We start from the raw sequence: 20,436 nt of genomic DNA, 5'->3' as shown, positions 1-20,436 counted from the left end.
ACCTATGATGAAAAATGCTAAAACACTTCTACTGACTGCCGCTGCATTTGGCATAGTGTCTTGGGTCGGATACAGCTTCTATCAAGCATACCAACCAAAACCTATTCGTCTACAAGGTCAAATCGAATCACAGCAGTACAGTATCTCTTCAAAAGTTCCGGGACGCATAGACCAAGTATTAGTACGTAAAGGCGATATGATTGCGCAAGGCGACCTTGTTTTCACACTACACAGCCCTGAAATCGAAGCAAAGCTAGAACAAGCAAAAGCGGGTGAAAAAGCTGCGGGTGCTCTCGCGATGGAAGCAAACAAAGGCGCACGCAGTCAGCAAATTCAAGCTGCTAAAGACCAATGGCTCAAAGCAAAAGCCGCTGCATCTTTAATGGAAAAGACCTATCTGCGCGTAAACAACCTGTACAACGAAGGGGTGATTGCAGAGCAAAAGCGTGATGAGGCTAAAACCCAGTGGGAAGCGGCTAAATACACTGAAAGTGCAGCGTTTCAAATGTATAAATTGGCTGAAGAAGGCGCTCGTAGTGAGACAAAACTAGCCGCGGCAGAAAAAGCACGCATGGCCGCTGGTGCTGTGGCCGAAGTAGAAGCTTATGCACAAGACACCACAATCAAGAGCTGGTTCAATGGCGAAGTATCGCAAGTTCTTCTTCAAAGTGGAGAGCTTGCACCGCAGGGCTTCCCAGTAGTTACAGTCATAGATACCCAAGATTCATGGGCGATGTTGAATGTAAGAGAAGACCAACTTAAGTTCTTCCAAAAAGGTCAAACATTTGATGCTTACCTACCAGCATTAGATAAACAAATCGAGTTCAAAGTTACCCATGTGGCAGTGATGGGGGATTTTGCTACTTGGCGTTCGACCGACTCTTCACAGGGTTTTGATCTAAGAACGTTTGAAGTAGAAGCGCATCCAACTCAAGCTCAACCAGATCTCCGCATGGGTATGAGCCTAGCCGTAGAACTGAACTAAGCGTATTGGTCATTATGCATAACCGCCAAATTTCCCAACTGGAGATCGTCCGCCGCGATAAGTGGTTACTGTCCAGTTTGACTTGGATTCCACTACTACTGGCCTTCATGATTTGGGCAATATTTTCCCAAGGTATTGCCCGTGATCTACCAGTGGGTATTGTCGACTTCTCGCCTAGTGCGCTATCTCAAAAACTGGTTCGCTATTATGATGCGACTCCCGCTATGCATGTATCGAAAAGATTCGATAGCGTTGAGCAAGCGAAACAAGCACTTATTCAAGGTGACGTTTACGCTTATGCAGTGATACCCCACCAGTTTGACAAGAGCATCTACAAACAGACTCCGCCTCAAGTGAGCGTTTTCTACAATAGCCAAATGATCTTAATTGGTAAGCTGCTAAATTCCGCTTTCTTACAAGCTCAGGGAACCTTTAACGCTGAGTTAAGCACTATGAAAGGGCTAGCATCCGGAAATTCAACCTTACTTTCCGCCATGGGAAAAGCAGTTCCCGTTCGGACCCAAATCACGCCACTGTTTAACAAGAACTCTAATTACGCCCAGTTCTTAGTGTCAGCTATCATTCCGGCACTTTGGCAAATTGTTATTGTCGTAACCACTATCTTAGTTCTGGCAGCAAACTTAAGAGATCGCCGTTTAAAACCTTGGTTAGAAAACCGTCCATTCAGACAGTTATTGTCGACGCTTACTCCTTACACTTGGGTATTTGCTCTCCAAGGCTTTGGCTTTTTATGTTGGTTTTATTTAGGATTTAAATGGCCAATGAACGGCAGCTTTATCACGCTCGTTATAGCACAGTGGGCAACGATCATCGCTTGCATGGCAATGGGGTGTCTGTTCTTTTTCCTGACGCTAGATGCAGCGCGAGCAATGAGTTTTGCTGGCGCTTTCACTGCGCCGAGTTTTGCCTTTATGGGTATAACTTTTCCTGTTTCAGATATGAGCAGCTTAGCCCAAGCGTGGCGAAGTCTCCTACCTATCAGCCACTATATTGAAGTACAAGTGAGTCAAGTTAGTTACGGTCAGTCATGGTTCAACTCGTTACAACACATACTGCCTATGGTCGGCTATGGCATCGCCATACTATTAAGCTTAGCGTTGCTCAAAAAACACCTAAGTATTGAGGTGGAAAAATGACTTTATTCGAACTCATTAAATCTGAGTTTAAAGCACTACTCACTAACCCAGTTGTTGTTTTGACAGTCTTTGGCGGGGTGTTGTTTTATTCTTTTCTCTACCCTCTTCCGTATAGTCATCAAACACCGCGTGAACAAGAAATTAGCGTGGTCAATTTAGACAAAAGCCAAACCAGCTATCAATTAGAGAGAATGGTTGATGCAACTCCTCAAGTAAGAGTCGTTCGCAGAGATTATACGATTGAAGAAGCTCATCAAGCTCTTATTAAAAACAAAGTCAGCGGGATCTTAGTTATTCCTGAGCACTTCTACAAAGATCTTATGCTGGGCAAAAGCCCTACCCTTGCTTATGCGGGTGATGCTTCATATTTTTTAGTCTATGGCACCATCGTAGAAGGGTTAGCACAAGCTGGCGGAACTTTAGCTGCTCAAACGACGGTCGCAAAACTTGTTATTGATGGACAACCTCTATCACTCGCCAGCGAGCAGTATGCGGCAACCAAACTCAATCTAAAACCAACGTTTAACCCACGTATGGGTTATATCGACTATGTCGTCCCAGCAGTATTCGTATTGATCTTGCAGCAAACGCTAGCGATGGCTGCTGGTCTGATTGGGGGTACACAAAAACATGGCACAGGCTATTGGAACCAAGTTAGGCCATTAAAGCTACTCAGTGTTCGAGTCGGTATTCTCGTTGCAATATACTACTTACTCAGCGGCTATTATTTTGGTGCTAGCTTCACTATGCATGGAATTAGCCAACTTGCTAATATCAGAGACCTTATCACTTTATTACTTCCATTTTTGATCGCGTCGGCGAGCATCGGAATTTGGCTCGGGAATATTACACCTCGAAGAGAGTTAGTAACACTCGTTGTGCTCATCAGCTCTATGCCACTTATTTTTAGTGCTGGATTCATTTGGCCAATACAAGCAATCCCTGCACCTATTGTCTGGTTGTCTCAACTATTCCCAAGCACACCTGCTATTCAAGGCTTCTTAACTTTGAATCAGATGGGAGGAAGCTGGTCATCCATAGCAGACAAATACACGCTATTATGGATACAAAGTGTATGTTGGTTCGCACTCGCGTTTTGGAGCCTCAGAAGACGAAATAACTGATCTTAAATTAGTTTTTATGCATTGACCCGTCTATAGGTATAAGGTTTATGATAGCAGCCGTTTTTATACGAGGTCTATATGCTCACTGTTACTCAACTCGCTAAAAAGTTTGGTATTTCTCGCACCACCATTTTGTATTATGAACGAGAAACCTTATTGGAGCCTGCTTATCGTTCTGAGAATGGTTATCGCTGGTATGGAGAAGATGAAATCGAGCGCTTGCAAGCAATCTCATCTTATCGCTCTTATGGTCTATCAATCGCGAGTATTCGCAGTCTATTAGCTCAAAAAGGATTATCTCAAGCTGAGATACTCAAAGATCATTTCAACGAACTTGAACAAGAAATCCAAAATCTTCGAGCCCAGCAAAAAGCTATCGTTGTTCTATTGCAAGAACCTCAGCTAATAGAAGATAAGATGGTGAGTAAGGAGCGATGGGTAGAGATTATGGCTGCTGCGGGATTTAGCGAAAATGACATGACCAAATGGCACCAAAAGTTTGAAGAACTGGAGCCTAGCGAACACCAAAAATTCTTAGAGTCTTTAGGGATTGAAGCGGAAGAGATTAAAAGAATACGTACCTCTACCACCTAGCCTTTCGCTGCCCATATTGCTAACCCACCAACTAGCAATCTCACTTATGAGACAAATCAAGACACTTTTTAGGTGTGTCATAAGTGAGAATTTGAAAAAAAATATTAAACTTTTCTTATATGCTGCTACCCACTTTCTGGATCAGTTTTCATCTAACTCGTTAGTTAATTTACAAAACCATCAATTAGAGTGTAGATCTCCCTATTTTATTGAGCACAACATACTTATTAGGCAACGCTAGACTTAGCTCCGATATGAAGTGAACAACGTTTGTGCTCTTAAGTTCTATCGTTCATTGAGTCAGTGAGCAATTTTATTGGTTAATAGAACCCGAGCATGTCATGGAGTGGTGTTATGGGTTTATATAAGTACTTCACCTTAGCAAACATTGCAGGTGGTCAAATCATTGCCGTTGATGCAAACGGCAACGTCAGAATCATTCCAGAAGGAGGCTCTCCTCTACCTGGTGAAGTGTTAGTCACTGCAGAAGGTACTGACGATGGAAGTAGTACTGGTGATATACAAATCGACTTCATAAACCAAGACGGCTCCCCGCAAGATATTACGAATGAAATCGAAGACATCTTCGCTGCATTAGAAGGGGGAGATGACCCAACTCAATTAGGTGAAGATTTTGCGACCGCCGCCGGGGGACAGAATGGTTCTAGTCTAACCTCAACAGGAAGTATTGAACGTGATGGTGCTGAGACAATTGCATCCACAAACTTTGATACTGAGGGTCTTGCTTCTTTAGGCCTATCTGAAACGCAAAGTCTCACTTTACTTGACCAGTTCAGAGAGTTTCAACAGCCGCCTTTCTTTACCTCGAACGGTGAGCCTTTAGGCGATGACATCAGTGTCACAACGGATGAAGACACGCCTATTTCAGGTGTCTTGACAGCCTCTGATCCTAACGAAGATGACTTAACCTTTTCTCTAGAATCTGGACCAACCAACGGCGATGTAGAAGTTGATCCAGACGGTACTTGGACTTACACACCGAATGAAAATTTCGATGGTGACGATAGCTTTACTGTCATTGTATCGGATGGTTTTGGGGGGACAGATACTCTTATCGTGGATGTTGTTGTTAACCCAATTCCAGAGATAAGTATTTCAGGTGATACACAGATTAGTGAAGGTGACGAAGCTGGTTACCTCATTAGTTTCGATAAGCCTTCAAACCAAACCACAACTCTCAGTCTGGATATAGATCTTATTTCTGCCGAAGACAACGATATTGGTTCGCTCAGTCTGATCGCTAATACGGGTGAAACGCTCACGTTAAATCCGGATGGCACTGTTGATGTACCCGCTGGAGTGACCTCCATTGAAGTTACACTCCCTACTACACAAGATAACGTATTCGAAGGAAGTGAGTCGTTTAGCTTGTCGGTAGAATCGGTATCAGGCCTTGTAGGAAGCGGCTCAGTAACCAGTAGCATCTTTGATAATGGCGATGGAGAAGAGAGTGATAATGATCGACCTTTCCTCACTGTCAACGATGCAGAAACCACAGAAGAAGGCTCACCATCAGAGTTTGGGGTGTCATTGTCAAATCCTGTTGAAGGTGATCTTACCTATACCTTCACATTGAATGTCGACCAATTCAGCGCAGAGATGGAAGATTTTCTACTCGATGGTCAGTTAACTGTTTCATACACAGATGAAAACAACAATCCTCAATCACAAATCGTTGCCAATGGTGGACAGTTAACCCTCGACGGAAGTATCACTGGATTAACCGTGAGTGTCGGTACTTTCAATGATGACATATTCGAGGGAGCGGAGAGCTTCGAGCTAGATGTCAATGTCGACGGTAGCATCGGTGACAACAACGATACCCTTTCTCTATCTGATAGCGGACGAGGAAAGATAATTGATGATCTTATTGAGCAAGAAATAAATGCCGATATGCCAACGCTCACTGTCGATGATGCCGGTGAAGTGACCGAAGGCAACACCGCAAGCTTCGAAGTGTCTCTCGACAAAGAAGTGGACGGCACCCTCACCCACACCTTTGAGTTGGATGTGGCGAACTTCAGCGCCGAGATGGAAGACTTCCTCCTTAATGGTCAACTCACCGTGGACTACACCGACGAGAATGGCGTGCAACAAAGCGTCACGGTTGCCAATGGCGGCCAACTGGTGCTCGATGGCAGCATCACCACGATGACGGTGTCTGTGGGTACGGTGAATGATGATATCTTCGAAGGCACCGAAAGCTTCAAGTTGGATGTCACCACCACCGGCACCATCGGTGATGACAACGAACCCCTTAACCTCACGGACAGCGGCAGCGCCACTCTTGTCGACGATCAAGACGATGGAGAAGGCAATGCCGATATGCCAACGCTCACCGTTGATGATGCCGGTGAAGTGACCGAAGGTAACACCGCAAGCTTCGCGGTCTCTCTCGACAAAGAAGTGGACGGCACCCTGACCCACACCTTTGATCTTGATGTGACAAACTTTAGCGCGGAAATGGAAGACTTCCTCCTTAATGGCCAGCTCACCGTGGACTACACCGATGAGAATGGCGTTCAACAAAGTGTCACGGTTGCCAATGGTGGACAACTGGTGCTCGATGGCAGTATCACTAGTATGACGGTGTCTCTGGGTACGGTGAATGATGATATCTTCGAAGGCACCGAGAGTTTCGAACTCGATGTCACCACCACCGGCACCATCGGTGATGACAACGAACCCCTTAATCTGTCTGACAGCGGCAGCGCTACCCTCGTGGACGATCAAGACGACGGCGAAGGCAATGCCGATATGCCAACCCTCACTGTTGATGATGCCGGTGAAGTGACCGAAGGCAACACCGCAAGCTTCGCGGTCTCTCTCGACAAAGAAGTGGATGGCACCCTTACCCACACCTTTGATCTGGATGTGGCGAACTTCAGCGCCGAGATGGAAGACTTCCTCCTTAATGGTCAACTCACCGTGGACTACACCGACGAGAATGGCGTGCAACAAAGCGTCACGGTTGCCAATGGCGGCCAACTGGTGCTCGATGGCAGCATCACCACGATGACGGTGTCTGTGGGTACGGTGAATGATGATATCTTCGAAGGCACCGAAAGCTTCGAGTTGGATGTCACCACCACCGGCACCATCGGTGATGACAACGAACCCCTTAACCTCACGGACAGCGGCAGCGCCACTCTTGTCGACGATCAAGACGACGGCGAAGGCAATGCCGATATGCCAACCCTCACTGTCGACGATGCGGGTGAAGTAACCGAAGGCAACACAGCAAGCTTCGCGGTGTCTCTCGACAAAGAAGTGGACGGCACCCTCACCCACACCTTTGAACTTAATGTAGCGAACTTCAGCGCCGAGATGGAAGACTTCCTACTGAGTGGTCAATTGACGGTGGACTACACAGACGAGAATGGCATGCAACAGAGCGTCACGGTTGCCAATGGCGGACAACTGGTGCTGGATGGCAGCATCACCACTATGACGGTGTCTGTGGGTACAGTGAATGACGATATCTTCGAAGGCACCGAAAGCTTCGAGTTGGATGTCACCACCACCGGCACCATCGGCGATGACAACGAGCCCCTTAATCTCTCTGACAGCGGCAGCGCCACTCTTGTCGACGATCAAGACGACGGCGAAGGCAATGCCGATATGCCAACCCTCACTGTCGACGATGCGGGTGAAGTAACCGAAGGCAACACAGCAAGCTTCGCGGTGTCTCTCGACAAAGAAGTGGACGGCACCCTCACCCACACCTTTGAACTTAATGTAGCGAACTTCAGCGCCGAGATGGAAGACTTCCTACTGAGTGGTCAATTGACGGTGGACTACACAGACGAGAATGGCATGCAACAGAGCGTCACGGTTGCCAATGGCGGACAACTGGTGCTGGATGGCAGCATCACCACTATGACGGTGTCTGTAGGTACGGTGAATGACGATATCTTCGAAGGCACCGAAAGCTTCGAACTCGATGTCACCACCACCGGCACCATCGGTGATGACAACGAACCCCTTAATCTCTCTGACAGCGGCAGCGCTACCCTCGTGGACGATCAAGACGATGGCGAAGACAATGCCGATATGCCAACCCTTACTGTCGACGATGCGGGTGAAGTGACTGAAGGCAACACCGCAAGCTTCGCGGTGTCTCTCGACAAAGAAGTGGACGGCACCCTCACCCACACCTTTGATCTGGATGTGGCGAACTTCAGCGCCGAAATGGAAGACTTCCTCCTTAATGGCCAGCTCACCGTGGACTACACCGACGAGAATGGCGTTCAACAAAGCGTCACGGTTGCCAATGGTGGACAGTTAGTTCTCGATGGCAGCATCACCATGATGACGGTGTCTGTGGGTACGGTGAATGACGATATCTTTGAAGGCACCGAAAGCTTCGAGTTGGATGTCACCACCACCGGCACCATCGGTGATGACAACGACCCCCTTAATCTGACTGACAGCGGCAGCGCTACAATCGTGGACGATCAAGATGAGGGTGAAGGCAATGCTGATATGCCAACCCTTACTGTCGATGACGCCGGCGAAGTGACCGAAGGCAACACCGCAAGCTTCGCGGTGTCTCTCGACAAAGAAGTGGACGGCACCCTCACCCACACCTTTGAGTTGGATGTAGCAAACTTCAGCGCTGAGATGGAAGACTTCCTCCTTAATGGCCAGCTCACCGTGGACTACACCGATGAGAATGGCCTGCAACAAAGTGTCACGGTTGCCAATGGCGGACAACTGGTGCTGGATGGCAGCGTCACCACGATGACGGTGTCTGTGGGTACGGTGAATGATGATATCTTTGAAGGGACCGAAAGCTTCGAGTTGGATGTCACTACCACCGGCACCATCGGCGATGACAACGAACCCCTTAATCTGTCTGACAGCGGCAGCGCTACAATCGTTGATGACCTGGACGACGACGAGGACAATGCCGACACCCCTGAATTAAATGTTGAAAGCCGTGGCAATGTTAATGAAGGCAACACTGCTCAATTTGATCTGTCTTTAGATAAACAAGTAGATGGAAATCTAACTTATACATTTAACCTCAATACTGGTGACTACAGTGCAGAACTCGCCGATTTTCTGCTCAATGGACAACTAACGGTATCGTATACTGATGAGTTCAACCAACCGCAGTCTATATCGGTAGCAAACGGTGGCCAACTTGTTATCGATGGTAGTGTCACCGATATATTAGTCACTGTAGACACATTCGACGATGCTCTATTTGAATGGACAGAAAACTTCGCACTCGATGTCACCGCTACAGGCAGTATCGGCGATGATAGCGATTTAGTTTCATTGTCAGCGAGTGATAGCGCATCCATTCTAGATAATGATGATCCTATCGTAACAGGCCCTATTGCTGGAACCGTAACAGAAGATGGTGACTCTGACCTTGACCCACAAACAGTGCAGCAAGTAAGCGGCACGCTCTCTGTGTCAAATGTTGAGCCTGGCATCCAACCATTTGTCGCCCTCTCAGATCAAGTCGTTACCTATGGTACCTTCACGTTCGACGCGTCAACTGGAGATTGGACCTTCACCTTGGACAATGACGCCGCTCAAGTGCTCACTACCACTGATACCATTATAGAAACGTTCGATGTCTCTACTATCGACGGATCTACGACCACGATAACAGTGACTATTCAAGGTGCAAATGAGCCTGTCGAAGCCAAAGATTTTGTGGTTACCGTTTCAAGTGACGCCAATGCCCAAAATTTTGACTTTGATATGGAAGATGACGGTCAAGGTAATCAAATTGATGTTGTCACTGACATAGAAGATGATGCTTCTGCCAATGACGCTCGCGTAACGAACATTCGAATTAACGAGTTACCTGAATTTGGTACCGTTTTCCTTGTTGGTCAAGGGTTCGATACTCCTATTACAACGTCAACAGACCTGACTGATCAATCAATGCTCCAATATATACAAGATCCAGATATTGGTGAGCAACTCAGCTTCAATGCGGTTGAAGATTTTGTTGGGAACTATGGTAACGGGCAAGTTGATTCATTCTCGTTAGCAAGTGGCGTTGTGATCTCTGGAGGAACCTATTCTGGCACTAGACCTGATAATCCAAACCAACTTACATCTGCAATGCTCTATTATGACGGCGCAGCCAACGAGACAGGATTGGGCGTGGGTGATAGCGAGCTGGATGTCACCTCGAAAGACTACATAGACATTGATTTCAATAATATTTCTGGAGGCAACGCTGATGTGCTAATTACCGAGGCAGAAGTGAGTTTTGGTAGTGTCTGGTCACACTACAATGATGGCCATAGCGCTGATGCCCAAATCCATGTATTGCTCATGAGAGATGGGGATGTTGTTGGCGAGTTCATCTACGATGACGATGATGATCCCGGCAGCGTTTATGACGGCTCTGGCCAGTTTACAGCTCATATCGATTTTGCAGATGGTTTCGATCAAGTTAGAGTCTTCACAACCCAAGCAGGCTCTGGCTCACCAAGTGTTAATTCTAATATTACCTTACAAGGCGTTGATGTTATTACCGCCGAAATCAGTGAAACCGTTGGCTACACTGCAACAGACAGCGATGGCGCAACAGACAATGCCTTCATCACCTTTAACTCAGAAATAGCACCTGCGGGCGTACTTGTAAAAGGAACTCCTGATGGCGATGAATTGTCTGGACACGGCGGAGACGATGTTGTTTTGGGTGACCCTGGTGGCAGTGAAACAATCATTGTTCCAGCTAACAACTACAACATCGCTATTCTTACCGATATATCCGGTAGTATGGGTGAAAGCATGAGTGGTGGTACTCGACTTAGCGTCATGCGCAGTGCATTAACCACCTATGTGAATCAACTTTCCAGCCATACCGGTACTCTCAATATCGCTCTAATTGCTTTTGGTAGTTCAGCAACCTTAGCGTTCGATATCGAAGACTTAAATCAAACTGGTGGGGTCAACTCACTCATTGCTGCTATCTCAGACTTGGAGTTAGGAGACGCAGATGGTGATGGCAACCAAGATGTCGGCCGCTCAACAAATTATGAAGATGCTTTTGTAGAGGCCAATACCTGGTTTACTAGCCAAGCTGACCCTAGTTTTGAAAATGTCACCCTGTTCTTAACAGATGGCGTTCCTACCACCCACAATGGCGACAATTCTGATAGTGGCGGGGAACAAAACAATGGCGATGTCCAAAATGCGTTGGACGACTATAACGCTGTTGCAAGCATCAGTGTGGTCCGTGCTATCGGTATTGGTGAAGATATTCCAACCGCTACATTGGAACAATTTGATAATACTCCACAACAGACTGGCCAAGTTGAAATCGTTACAACTGAGAATCAGTTGGTTACGGCTCTTATCGGTGAATCAAGCCACGATCAACTCAGTAATCTTGGTGACGATATTCTGGAAGGCTTCAGTGGGGATGACATTATCTTTGGGGATGCCGTCAACAGCGATGGCCTTCCATGGGGCGACTACCCTAATGTCACCTACCCCGGTGATGATTCAGGATTAGAAGGTTTAGTTACCCTTATCACTGAGATCAATGGTTCTGCGCCAACGGACGAAGAACTCTATAACTTCATTCGTGAGAATCATACGATGTACGACATGTCTGGCGAGTCAGAAAACCAAGAAGGTGGAGATGATCTGTTAGATGGTGGTAAAGGCAACGATACCTTATATGGCCAAGGCGGAGACGACACATTAATCGGTGGAGAAGGCAGTGACACCCTTTCCGGAGGCTCCGGTGCCGACATCTTCACTTGGCTTGACTTACATCTAGATGGCTCAAATGACGTCATTACCGACTTTAGCCTAACCGACAATGACAAAGTGGATATCAGTGACTTATTCAATAACCCAAGTGATACCGATGTTGACAATATCCTAACTGCTATCTCGAATTCTGTAGAAGCGAATCAAGATAATTCAGGAGTCATTGTAGAGGTCGTTAATGAAAACAACGATAGTGTATCAATCGAGTTATTGGGCTTATCTGCTGCGGATCTAACTGGGAATATAAACGATATATTCGTTGTGAAAGAAGATTAGTCAAAGGAGCACTATAAAGAATAATTAAGACTAACAACTAGATAGGTAGTGATAATCATTCGTGATATGAATAATGCCGTTATCACTCCTATACTTTATCTAGTTATCGCTAGAAGGTTAACGGTAATAAGTCGACCTCGAAAGGTGAATAATGGGACATAACCGGCTAAAACGCAGCCAAATTGAAGAATGGCCTATGGCAGGCAAGCAACCGATAAATAAGAAAATGCGTGGTTCAACGTTAATCGAATTCAGCTTGGTTGCTGCTTTCTTCTTTTCGATGTTCTTCACCATTCTAGATCTGTCCGTTTATAACTTTGTTAAATTGACGATGCAAAACTCAGTGAGGGAAGGCGCTCGTTACGCGGTTACTGGTCGTTCTGATTTAGATCCTGATGGTCTAGGCAGTAGAGAAGCAGCCATTATTCAGAAAATGTCTGAAGCTGCTAGCGGATACTTAGAACAAGTACTTGATGTCGAAGAAGATATCCGGGTGGAAGATATTGACGGAAACGCAGTCGCTGGATTCGGTTCTTCAGGAGAAATAATCGCAATACATCTAGACTGTGAGTGGCCAGCATTCAGTCCTATTATTTATCCATTTATGGAAAATGGTAAATACAGTTTCACCGTCAGCACGGCGATGAAGAATGAAGCGTTCTAAGGTTTGTAGTTATGTTCAAAACTAAAATCCAGAAAGGGTTCGCAGCCATTGAAATGACACTTGTCGCACCATTTATGCTGCTACTTATCGGCGGTATCATTGAAGTGTCTCAATACCTTCAAGCCAACAGCATCTTAATTGGCATTACTCGAGAAGGAGCAAACCTAGTTTCCCGAACGAGTTCAAATACCCCGAATGAAATAATGACTCTCGTTGCCAAGACATCTGGAGAACTTGATCTCACTAGTGACGGTATCATGTATATCACTCTTGTAACGGGCCAAGAAGATGATGACCCGTACATCAATGAACAACATCGCTGGAGTGACTCTGGCCTAGTTAAAACAAGTGGAATTTGGGATGACTGTGGGAACTGGGTAAATCATGAGTGCGTCATAGCAACACCAGCACCTACACTATCGAACTTCCCTATCGCACTAGAAGACAATGAGTCTGTTTATGTCGTAGAGATATACTATGAGTATTCTCCTCTGACTAACTTCTTTATTACCAATAGCTTCACCATGAGTGATGTAACCTACTTGTGAGGGTATCACTATGACTAAATTGAAACGAACTTTAGCCATCAGAAAGAATAAAGGACTCGTTGCACTGATTGGGGTAATCGCTGCCCCATTTATCATTCTCGCAACGGGACTAGCGGTTGATAGTGGCCGAGCCTATTTAGTTAAAGCCAAACTGTTCGCTGCCGTTGATGCCGCTGGTATTGCTGCTGCGAGAGCCGTTTCGGAGGGTGAAGATGCTGCTAGGGCTGCTGCTGCAAAGATGTTTGCTGCAAACATCCCCGATGGCTATCACAACAGTACTTCCACCTCTCCTACTCTTTCCTTTGCTTATGACTCTTTTGGCAATGTCTCGATAGATTTAACCGCAAGCTCTCAAATTGACACCACATTTCTAGGCATCTTTGGCCATAGTAACCTCAACTTAGAAGCGTCAGCCCAGACGGTAAGAAGACCGGTTGATCTCGTACTCGTCGTCGACAACACCACTTCGCTAAGACTCGGTTCTATCGGTGACGTAACTGATGATGTCGTAGAGCGCTCGAAAGAATTCATCACTAATTTTAATGAAAGCTTTGACCGAATCGCGTTAGTTAAATATGCATTTGGTGCGGAAGTCCCCGTAGCATTTCAATCTTCTCGGGGGCACAGTCGCAGCTCGATCACATCCGCTATCGATGCTTTTAATTTCGGCAGCACATCAAACCCACAATATACCAATTCATCTGAAGGCTTCTATCGTGCGCTTGATGCATTACGCAATGTCTCTAACCCTGCTAACCTGAAAGTCATCGTCTTCTTTACTGATGGTGCTCCAAATACATTTGCCTCTCAGTTTGACTACTCTTTTACCAGTTTTGATTATACTGGTGCAATTCGTTCCAGCGACGGATCCAGTGGTACTCCTAGAGGGCTTTGGAGGCATGATGCTATCGCGACTCAGTTGTCAGGATACGGTTATCTAAGCTACAACATCGATGACTATTTAGTATCAATGCCCGACTACTATACCGCACATGACTCTAGCGCGACTGAATTTAAAGTGTTAAATCCAGACCATCCTAACCGACCAGTTTATCAATACAACCGTAACTCTAATTCAGCGAATGACCTTTACACACGAGTAAACCGAGCTTCACGCAACTTGACCGAAGATATGGCGACAGCAGCGCGAGATGAAGGTATTTACGTGTTCACTTTAGGTTTAGGCTCTTCTCTCACTTCAAGCGCAGGACCTGATAATGAAGTCGGTGAAGATATGTTACTTAGAATGGCAAATGATCCAAGATTACTTAGCGATAGTGACCTTGCGGCTGATTATCGCGCCGATCAACTAGAGGGCGTTTACTGTCATGCAGTTGACGAGGAAGCCCTTGGACCATGTTTTGATGAAATGCTGAACGTAATTATCCGCCTGACATTATAGTGAGCAAAACGCTGTGAGTGCGTGTAAACACAGGCGTTTTGCTTCTTTGTTTAAGCGACTTTAAACTGATTGACGATTTTTCTTAGCTGCTCCGCTTTCTCCGCTAAGCTTCGTGCTGAACGTGCTGCCGTATTCGCTTGTACATTTGCATTTTGTGATGCTTGAGAAACACCTTCTACATTACGAGCGACTTCAGAGCTGGCCAAAGATTGTTGCTCAGTCGCCGCTGCAATACTATCAATCATGCTTGCGACCTCATGTGAGCCGCTAACAATATTTTCAAGGCTATCACCAGCTTGTCTCGCCAACTTCAAACCCTCTTGTACATAGTTTGAACCTGACTCCATTCGTTCAACTGCTCGCTGAGTTTCTCCTTGAATCGTTTCAATAGAACCGCCAATTTCTCGCGTCGCTGTGGTCGTTCGATCTGCCAGCGCTCGAACTTCATCAGCAACCACTGCAAACCCGCGACCAGCCTCACCAGCTCGGGCCGCCTCAATCGCCGCATTTAATGCTAACAAGTTAGTTTGTTCTGCTATGCCATTGATGACACTGATGATCTCACCAATTTCCGCACCGCGTTTACCAAGTTCAGCCACACTATTCGAAGAAGCAGACACTGCATCATTAATAGATTTCATACCTTCAATAGTATCGGAAACGATTTGCCCCCCAGAGTTTGCCGTGACCCCTGCACTTTGAGCTGAAGATGTCGCATCCGAAGACTTAGATGCAACTTCTTGGATACTTACTGACATTTCTTCGATTGACGCAGAGATTTGAGCGACCTTATCTGACTGATATTCCAACTCTTTCTTCATCTCATCGTTAGCTTTTGTGATCGATAAAGCCCCATCGACAACCTCGTCGGTCGTATTGTGTACCCGCATGATCACATCATTGGTTTTTTTGACCGCTTGGTTATAGCTATTCGCCATCATCCCTATTTCATCTTTCGACTTCACTGAAATAGTGGCGGTCAGGTCCCCATCAGCCAACAGCTCAAGCCCTCTCGCAACTTCTCTAACAGGCTCCGTAATCGCTTTTATCACACTCCAAGAAATCACTGAGCCTAACGCTATCGCTAGTACAGTGCCAAAGATCAGGGTATTTTCCATACTGGCTGCCGCTCCTTCAGCTGCGGCTTGGCGTTTGATCATCAGTTCATCTTCCATCGCAATAAAGTCTGCAATCTGGGAGCGGAACTTATCAAAATATGTTTTTCCTCGAGCTTCAGCGACTAATTCTGAAATATCATCCATTGTTGTCGTATCACCCACTTTTCCTCTTAGTTCAATCGCGGGCTCAGTGACATTGGATAACCATTCGTTGATCGTTGTTTCTATCTCACCTAGGCGCGTAACTTGAGTCGGGTTATCATCCACCGTCACCTTTAAGCTTGTCACTAGTCGTGTAAATTCTCGTTGGCCATTTTCGTACGGTTGCAAAAACTCTGTTTTACCTGCAAGCAGATAGCCACGCATACCTGTTTCCATGTCTACTGCAGCAGCTTCAATCTTCATCGCTTGCTGAATCACTTTATGGGTATGATCGACCATCGCACTGGTTTCTACTTGGGAGCGTGAACTCGCGATGGAAACGATTGATAGAAATATTAGAAGCAAGAGGGGGATGCCAGCCCCTAACGCAATTTTATATTTTAGTGGGACATTACTTAAAGCCATTGAGAACTCCTTTACCTAACCAGAATGCGCTTTCCTTGAGCACTATAGTTAGGTATAGACGTGTTCTCTGAGAGTCGCTAGCGTCTAAACTAAAGTATTAACAAATTTTTTGTGGTTATTTTACGTAGTGAGCTATAATAAATAAAATTATCGAAAATCAATCAGTTACAAGGTAAGTTTAGAAACCTCTATGTTTCCAAAACTCCCCTTCATCACGGGCAAACACATCAAAGGTTTTGTCTGCGATGGCTCTTTGGTTCATAGAAATCGTCATCCGCCATTTACCGATATTCGACTCATAGCCCTCTATCGGGTCAAGCAGTTGTATGGTATCTCCCAAATAGAAATCCCAGTCGTTGCTACCAACATGCAAATCACCCGTGAATGGCTCTAGTATTTGCCCTTTCTTACCTTTGACTCCTGGGTGGTCAATACAGAACTCGATCACTTCACCTTTGGCTTTCTTAATGTTGACGATATAGCCAAATTCAACCTCTTCGTCCGCAGGCACTTTGGTTGTGAACTCTTGAATTTTAGGTAGGTGTTTTGATTTAGAGTCCCACTCTTTGTAAATACCATAAGACAGCATTTCTACTACTGGGCTTCGTTTCGCCATTCTTGCCACCGCTTCTTCATTGTTGCTATCACTTCTGGCTCGACCCCATGGATATTGCCGTAATTACCGCTGCACTCAATCACTTCTAAACAAGCACCAAACTGTTTGGCCATTTTGTAGTAAGGCATGATCTCCCAGCGTCGAACAAACGTGTTTGAAACAACTACATCGGTATTATTGGCGAGTGCTTGTCTAGTTTTCGTCTGACACCATTGATGGGCATCGGAAATCTTATCCGCTTGATAATGATATTCACCAGACTCATCGACAAAGAACATGTCCGCTTCAACATGTTCACCAGGTAGTGTTTTAGCTAAGGTACTTTTACCAGAGCCAGGTAGGCCTCGAATGAGGGTCAGCTTCAATGTCATTATTTAATTGGGTAGAGAGCGTTAAACGAATCTTAATACAGAAGTAGCTAAAATTGCTATCGACATCTCATTCTGATTGCGTTAAGTTTAGAAGTATAGACGTCCATAATACCGCTTAGGGAGTAAGCTGTGCCAATTAAGATCCCCGATCAATTACCTGCATCTGACGTATTACGTACTGAGAACATCTTTGTGATGCCTGAATCTCGTGCATCAACTCAGGAAATTCGTCCGCTTAAGGTTCTGATCCTCAATCTTATGCCTAAGAAAATCGAAACGGAAACTCAATTCTTACGTTTACTATCGAATAGCCCGCTGCAAGTAGATATTGAACTGCTGCGCATCGATGACCGCCCAAGTAAAAACACGCCAACCGAACACCTTGATAACTTCTACCGCCAATTTGAAATGGTAAAAGATCGCAACTTTGATGGTCTGATCATCACTGGTGCCCCTCTTGGTCTTGTTCAGTTTGAAGATGTGATTTACTGGGACCACCTCAAGACCATCATGAACTGGGCGAACAATCATGTCACCTCAACACTGTATGTATGTTGGGCGGCACAAGCTGGACTAAAGCTGCTTTACGACTTGCCAAAACGCACACGTAAAGAGAAGCTTTCTGGGGTATATCATCATAAAATCCACCAGCCATATCACCCAGTATTACGTGGTTTTGATGACACATTCCTAGCACCGCATAGTCGCTACGCTGATTTTTCACCAGAATACTTAGAACAGAATACTGACTTGGACGTTCTTGCAACCTCTGACGTTGCTGGAGTTTACTTGGCAGCAACCAAAGACAAACGTAACGTATTTGTCACGGGCCACCCTGAGTATGACTCTCATACTCTGCATAACGAATATGTACGAGATCTTGGCGAAGGGATGGAGCCTGCGATTCCGGTAAATTACTACCCGAACAACAATCCAGATAACCCACCTTGTGCAAGCTGGCGTAGTCACGGCCACCTACTTTTCTCTAACTGGCTAAATTACTGTGTTTACCAGCAAACACCATACGATCTTGATAAGTTTAGTGAGGCCAACTTTACTAAGGACGATTAGTTCTTACTGGCCAAGTGCTCATCTTAGATCGAATCAAAAGGGACATTTAACTCTAGGTTAAACGTCCCTTTGTCTATCTCCCCACTGTAAAAAGAAGGCGAAATGCAAAACCAGTCGCATAGTTTTTCCCCTAACTAATCACACAGGCAGAAGTAAGTTATATATTCATTTCACTCACAACTCTGTCGACATTATGCGTTTGCCCTTACTTGCTATTACTTTACTCGCTTCTGGTTGTATGACTGTAGAAGCGCCATCCAACAACGCGCCTACAGCCAACGCTAGAGAACGCTCTGAAGCGCGCATTGAATTGGGAATTGGTTATCTTAATCAAGGGAATATGCTCAAAGCCCGAGAGAACCTAGAGAAAGCACTCGAGCACGACCCTAAGTATTATCGAGCGCAATTATCTCTTGCCCATTACTTTGAGAAAGTGGGTGAAGACGAATCAGCAGAGAAACTGTACAAGTCCGCATTGAGCCAGCACCCAAAAAACGGCAACGTACTCAATAACTATGGGACATTCCTTTGTAAACATGAACGCTATGAGCAAGCAGATAAGTTCTTCAACAAGGCCATCAATCAACCTTATTACTATTTGATTTCCGCTAGCTATGAGAACGCCGCGTTGTGTGCTTTGAAATCAGGTAATACTGAGCAGGCGCAGCAATACTTCCATCGCTCATTAGACCACGACCCATACCGTCCAAGATCGTTACTAAACTTAGCTAAATTAGAGATAGATAACGGGGATTACACCGACGCTAGAATTAGGCTGATGCAGTTTCACCAACGCTACGGAACCCAGAAGCCTTCGTTGCAACTACTGATAGAGTTAGAGCAACGCGCGGGTAACAAAGCATTAGAGCAAAAGTATAGGAATAAGTTAGAGAATATGAGTTAACGCTTACGAGATATATCACGTCGTTGCTTACGTTTAGTGATTCTGTGTAAGCGACGATATTCTTTATAAAGTATGTAACTAAAGCCGAGCAGCCCCAAAACAAGTAAGGCTGCAAATAGAACAAGCAAACTATCACAGATCCAGTCTGGTTCGCAGGGCATATAAATTTCAAACTCCATATCCCCTGCTCCCTACCTGTTAAATCATTAGCTTTTTAGCTTCAGCCATTGTTGGCGTTCTGCTTCTGTTTTGAACGTCCATGCTATAAAGCGGCTAACTTTTTGGCCTTGGCTCATTTCAACAACCTTAACCTCACGAGCTCCTGCTTTCTCAAGGTTTTTTCGCATCCAACGCACGTTCTCTTTCTTCGAAATTAGCGTAGAAAACCATAAAACTTGCTTGGCATAATCTCGACTTTCAAACGCCATGTTCTTGATAAATGCCGCCTCTCCACCCGGACACCATAGCTCCGCTTTTTGCCCACCAAAGTTAAGTATAGGTGAACGACTCGATGGAGACTGGGCCACAACCTGACCACGTTTGCTCTTATTGGCAGCCAAGTTCTTAATCTTTCGCTCACTACCTTGCTGTGCGTCCTGCAATGACTTGTGGAATGGCGGATTACAGGTCGTCACATCATAAAACTCATTCGGCTTAATGATCCCTTTAAAGAAATTGCGACTGTCGCTTTGTAGTCGACACTCTATACGCCCTTGCAGCACTTCATTATTGCTCGCGATCTGATTCGAGTTATGTACCGAAATCGCATCAACATCTGATCCGATATAGTTCCAACCATACTGAGTCGCGCCGACAATAGGGTAAATACAGTTCGCTCCAACACCGATATCCAAGGCTCTCACCTGACTATGTTTCAGCGATTTTGACTCATCAGTGAGCAACTGCGCTAAGCGATGAATATAGTCTGCACGCCCCGGAATTGGCGGACATAAATAGCCTTGTGGGATATCCCAAGAAGTGACGTTGTAATGGTGAGCAAGCAATGCTTTGTTAAGTAACTTGACCGCTATAGGATCTGAGAAGTTAATGCTCTGCTCCCCTTTCGGATTCTTCACCAGATGCTTTTTCAGCTCAGGCAGTGCACCAACCAACTCTGCGAAATCATAGCGACCTTGATGAACATTACGATTGTGTAAGCCAGGCTTACCTTTGATGGTGATGACTATCATTTCAGTCGACTTTTGCTCAGTTTTACTGTGACTTTGAGCGCGTGTTTTCTTAGTTTGTCGAGTCATAATG

The 20,436-nt window shown here is 45.6% G+C and carries 15 protein-coding genes; 10 read left to right on the top strand and 5 right to left on the bottom strand.

Annotation, left to right across the window (positions count from 1 at the left end; all coding sequences use genetic code 11):
• Nucleotides 1-7 precede the first annotated feature (7 nt).
• From AAFX28_RS16010 to AAFX28_RS15975, 8 genes are all read left to right on the top strand, one after another.
• The gene (locus AAFX28_RS16010) at nucleotides 8-985 is read left to right on the top strand and encodes an HlyD family secretion protein (RefSeq protein ID WP_408689117.1); all 978 of its coding nucleotides are present in this window, start codon (nucleotides 8-10) and stop codon (nucleotides 983-985) included.
• Nucleotides 986-999: 14 nt separating this feature from the next.
• Nucleotides 1,000-2,142: an ABC transporter permease gene (locus tag AAFX28_RS16005; protein WP_408689116.1), complete on the top strand. Its 1,143-nt coding sequence runs from the start codon at nucleotides 1,000-1,002 to the stop codon at nucleotides 2,140-2,142.
• Nucleotides 2,139-3,266 carry an ABC transporter permease gene (locus AAFX28_RS16000; RefSeq protein WP_408689114.1) on the top strand — a complete coding sequence of 376 codons (1,128 nt, stop codon included), beginning with the start codon at nucleotides 2,139-2,141 and terminating at the stop codon, nucleotides 3,264-3,266. Before AAFX28_RS16005 ends, AAFX28_RS16000 begins: the two co-directional genes overlap by 4 nt.
• A 78-nt stretch (nucleotides 3,267-3,344) precedes the next feature.
• Nucleotides 3,345-3,860, top strand: coding sequence for a MerR family transcriptional regulator (locus tag AAFX28_RS15995; RefSeq protein WP_408689112.1), 516 nt, complete (start codon nucleotides 3,345-3,347; stop codon nucleotides 3,858-3,860).
• A 354-nt stretch (nucleotides 3,861-4,214) separates the two neighbouring features.
• Nucleotides 4,215-11,915 (top strand): Ig-like domain-containing protein, encoded by a 7,701-nt coding sequence (locus tag AAFX28_RS15990; protein ID WP_408689111.1) that lies wholly within the window; start codon nucleotides 4,215-4,217, stop codon nucleotides 11,913-11,915.
• Nucleotides 11,916-12,066: 151 nt separating this feature from the next.
• Entirely contained in the window at nucleotides 12,067-12,579 is a 513-nt protein-coding gene (locus AAFX28_RS15985) for a TadE/TadG family type IV pilus assembly protein (protein ID WP_408689110.1), read from the top strand.
• Nucleotides 12,580-12,590: 11 nt separating this feature from the next.
• On the top strand, nucleotides 12,591-13,127 hold the full coding sequence (locus AAFX28_RS15980) for a TadE/TadG family type IV pilus assembly protein (protein WP_408689108.1): 537 nt from the start codon (nucleotides 12,591-12,593) through the stop codon (nucleotides 13,125-13,127).
• A 10-nt stretch (nucleotides 13,128-13,137) separates the two neighbouring features.
• Complete coding sequence (locus AAFX28_RS15975) at nucleotides 13,138-14,529, top strand: vWA domain-containing protein (protein ID WP_408689106.1); 1,392 nt, start codon at nucleotides 13,138-13,140, stop codon at nucleotides 14,527-14,529.
• Between the two features lie 50 nt (nucleotides 14,530-14,579).
• On the opposite strand, the gene AAFX28_RS15970 is transcribed toward AAFX28_RS15975, so the two are convergent.
• The 3 genes from AAFX28_RS15970 to AAFX28_RS15960 all read right to left on the bottom strand — a co-directional run bounded on the left by AAFX28_RS15970 (nucleotide 14,580) and on the right by AAFX28_RS15960 (nucleotide 17,201).
• On the bottom strand, nucleotides 14,580-16,214 hold the full coding sequence (locus tag AAFX28_RS15970; protein WP_408689105.1) for a methyl-accepting chemotaxis protein: 1,635 nt from the start codon (nucleotides 16,212-16,214) through the stop codon (nucleotides 14,580-14,582).
• 178 nt (nucleotides 16,215-16,392) lie between these two features.
• Nucleotides 16,393-16,830, bottom strand: coding sequence for a DUF3859 domain-containing protein (locus tag AAFX28_RS15965; protein WP_408689103.1), 438 nt, complete (start codon nucleotides 16,828-16,830; stop codon nucleotides 16,393-16,395).
• Nucleotides 16,809-17,201, bottom strand: coding sequence for an ATP-binding protein (locus AAFX28_RS15960; RefSeq protein ID WP_408689101.1), 393 nt, complete (start codon nucleotides 17,199-17,201; stop codon nucleotides 16,809-16,811). Before AAFX28_RS15960 ends, AAFX28_RS15965 begins: the two co-directional genes overlap by 22 nt.
• Before the next feature lie 129 nt (nucleotides 17,202-17,330).
• On the opposite strand from AAFX28_RS15960, the gene metA reads away from it, so the two are divergent.
• On the top strand, nucleotides 17,331-18,272 hold the full coding sequence (gene metA, locus AAFX28_RS15955) for a homoserine O-succinyltransferase (protein WP_408689099.1): 942 nt from the start codon (nucleotides 17,331-17,333) through the stop codon (nucleotides 18,270-18,272).
• Between the two features lie 193 nt (nucleotides 18,273-18,465).
• A complete protein-coding gene (gene pilW / locus AAFX28_RS15950) occupies nucleotides 18,466-19,176 on the top strand; it encodes a type IV pilus biogenesis/stability protein PilW (protein ID WP_408689097.1) in 711 nt (236 codons plus the stop codon).
• On the opposite strand, the gene AAFX28_RS15945 is transcribed toward pilW, so the two are convergent.
• Together AAFX28_RS15945 and rlmF are read right to left on the bottom strand one after the other, a co-directional pair.
• Nucleotides 19,173-19,355 carry a hypothetical protein gene (locus tag AAFX28_RS15945; protein ID WP_408689095.1) on the bottom strand — a complete coding sequence of 61 codons (183 nt, stop codon included), beginning with the start codon at nucleotides 19,353-19,355 and terminating at the stop codon, nucleotides 19,173-19,175. The genes pilW and AAFX28_RS15945 overlap by 4 nt on opposite strands.
• Before the next feature lie 27 nt (nucleotides 19,356-19,382).
• On the bottom strand, nucleotides 19,383-20,432 hold the full coding sequence (gene rlmF, locus AAFX28_RS15940) for a 23S rRNA (adenine(1618)-N(6))-methyltransferase RlmF (protein ID WP_408689093.1): 1,050 nt from the start codon (nucleotides 20,430-20,432) through the stop codon (nucleotides 19,383-19,385).
• Nucleotides 20,433-20,436 lie beyond the last annotated feature (4 nt).

Source organism: Vibrio sp. TBV020 (genome assembly GCF_046056895.1).
Taxonomy (GTDB): domain Bacteria; phylum Pseudomonadota; class Gammaproteobacteria; order Enterobacterales; family Vibrionaceae; genus Vibrio.
Note: the sequence above shows the minus strand (reverse complement) of the source record. Positions and strands in the feature narration are given on the sequence as shown.